General features: G+C 58.4%; 2 protein-coding genes. Both read left to right on the forward strand.

The window, feature by feature from the left end:
• The coding region (locus VKV29_RS01320) for an NADH-quinone oxidoreductase subunit M (RefSeq protein WP_324199490.1) at positions 1-1,528 on the forward strand (1,528 nt) is incomplete at its 5' end.
• A partial coding sequence (locus tag VKV29_RS01325; protein ID WP_324199491.1) for an NADH-quinone oxidoreductase subunit N occupies positions 1,528-2,715 on the forward strand: 1,188 nt, incomplete at its 3' end. The genes VKV29_RS01320 and VKV29_RS01325, both read left to right, overlap by 1 nt.

Consider the following 2,715-nt stretch of genomic DNA (forward strand, 5'->3'; position numbering starts at 1 on the left):
CGCGATTTACGCCGCACAGGCCAAACGGGGCGCACGCGAGATGGTGGCCCTGCTGCTTTTGCTGGAAGGTGGGCTTGTCGGCGCCTACAGCGCACTAGATCTGGTGCTATTCTATCTTTTCTACGAGGCCACGCTGATCCCCACCTATCTCATTGTGGGGCAGTACGGGGGGCCGGAGCGCGGTAAGGCAGCGATTAAGTTTTTCCTCTATACTTTCTTGGGAAGTGTGCTGATGTTGGTGGCCATTGCTGCCATCTATCACTACACCGGCACGTTCGATCTCCTGGCGCTATCCAATCCGAACTCGGCGGCCTTCACCGCCTTGCACAAGCTAAGCCCCCATCTGCTTATGCTGCTTTTCGGCGCCTTCGCCTTGGCGTTTGCCATAAAGACGCCTATGTTCCCATTCCACACCTGGTTGCCCGACGCTTACGTGGAGGCTCCGGCGGTTGGGAGCGTAGCGCTCGTGCTGCTGAAGACGGGTGTCTATGGTTTCGTACGTATCTGCCTCCCCATCTTCGCAGCGCAGGTGAACCAGGTGGCTCCCTTCTTCATTGTGCTCGGCATCATCGGCATCGTTTATGGTGCCATTGTGGCGGCCATTCAGAGCGACGCGAAGCGTCTGGTGGCCTACTCTAGCGTTTCTCACATGGGGTTTGTGGTGTTGGGCATCTTCAGCCTCACGCGCATTGGGCTGATGGGCGCGCTGTTGGCCAACCTGAGCCACGGACTTACCACGCCTCTCCTCTTTTTAGGTTTGGGCATGTTGGAGGAACGGTGCGGCACGCGCCTTTTCCGCGATTTGGGTGGTTTGCGTAAAGTGATGCCCACCTTAGCGACTCTGCTGCTTATAGGCACCTTCTCCAGCATGGCGGTACCCTTCTTCAGCGGATTCGTCGGTGAGTTTCCGGTTCTCCTCGGCAGTTGGATATCCTCACAGACGGCTACAATAGGGAACTATTGGCCTACCGCAGTCGCGGGCACCGGCATGATCCTCTCAACGGTCTACATCTTATGGTGGTATCAGCGGCTTATGCTCGGCCCGCTCCCCGAAACCTATCGGAAGCTGCCCGATTTAGGGCGTTACGAATGGCCGGTGCTTGTGCCTTTGGCCGCGCTCATCTTTTGGTTGGGCGTTGGAACGCACTATTGGGTTCGCCCTATGAGCGTGCCTGTCGGTCAGACGATCCCGGCCTCTTCTGAGGCGATCCGTGATGACTTGCCCGTCGCTACCCTGCTGAACCAACGGTGGATCGAGGAGACCTATCAGGCGCACCGAGAGCACGGCACGATCCGCCTCGCGCCCACAGGGGTCCCCACCCATTTCCCACCTGGGGCGCGTCCTCCCTTCTCCATGATGCCGCGTGGTGGACGCATTCCGGCAGGTTTGTCGCCCAACCCACAGCGCCGATCGGCGCCTCGAGGGGTTCCGTTCAACAACTCTCCTTTCTCTAGGCCTATGCCATCGCCGCCACAAACGCCCAGAGCGGCGACGCCGGCTTTGCCTTCAGGAGGTAACACGAAGTGATGACGAATTCGCAAAGTCTGCACGCTCTTCTGACCGTTCTCATCGTAGCGATAACCGGCATTCTTGTGATGGTGGCCGATTCCTGCGTGGCCTGGTGGCGCCGTTCTCGCTGGCTTAGCAGCAGCCTCGGTCTTTTTGGGGTCGGCCTTGCGGCTTGCTATGCCATCGCCCAGATCAACACCTATTCGAGAAACCTCTACGCTTTCAACGGGGCCTTGGTCATCGATCATTTTTCTCTTGCGATAAGCCTCGTGCTGCTGACATCGGCCGCTTTGGCCATCCTTCTAGCCATGAACTATCTAGAAGAGCACAAGCTGAACTTGGGAGAGTACTACGCCCTCATCCTCTTCTCAACGGTGGGGGGGATGTTGATGGCGATGGCCAACGATCTCATCGTGCTGTTTGTGGCCTTAGAAACCCTGTCGTTGGCGCTCTATGTGATGGCCGGTTTCTTGCGGACAAACGCACGGAGCGAGGAGGCCGCCTTGAAATATTTCTTGCTCGGCGCCTTTGCGGCAGGCTTCTTCCTTTACGGAACGGCGCTTATCTACGGTGGCTCGGCGCAGTCGGCAGGGATAGGCGGCACCACATCGCTTTCTGAGATTGCCTTCCGAATGCAGCACGGCGAACCGACCTTCATGTTGATGGCCGGCATGGCGTTGGTGCTTATCGGCTTAGGTTTTAAGGCGGCTCTTGTGCCTTTTCATATGTGGACTCCCGATGTCTACGAGGGGGCTCCTACGTCGGCTTCAGCCTACATGGCCTGCACCGCTAAGGTGGCGGCTTTTGCGGCCCTGCTTCGTTTTCTGTGGGCTATGGCGCCCGCGCATGCCTTTTGGCTCGGTGCCGTAGAGGTCATCGCCGTGCTGAGTATGTTTGTGGGGAATCTGTTGGCCATCACCCAAGAGAACGTTAAGCGGATGTTGGCCTACTCTTCCATTGCTCACGCCGGCTACTTAGCTACCGCCCTTGCGGCCATCACCTCCACCACGGCGCAAGGCGCTGCCTTCAGCGCGGCGCTGTTTTACCTTTTGGCCTATACTCTCATGACCATGGGCGCCTTTGGCGTGTTGGTCTATCTCTCTCGGCGCGGCCACGACTGCCAAACGCTCACCGATCTACGTGGCATTGTGCAGCGTGAGCCTATCGCGGCCTACCTGCTGGCCATCTTCATGCTGTCGTTGGGC

This window comes from Chthonomonas sp. (genome assembly GCF_035294165.1).
Classification (GTDB): domain Bacteria; phylum Armatimonadota; class Chthonomonadetes; order Chthonomonadales; family Chthonomonadaceae; genus Chthonomonas.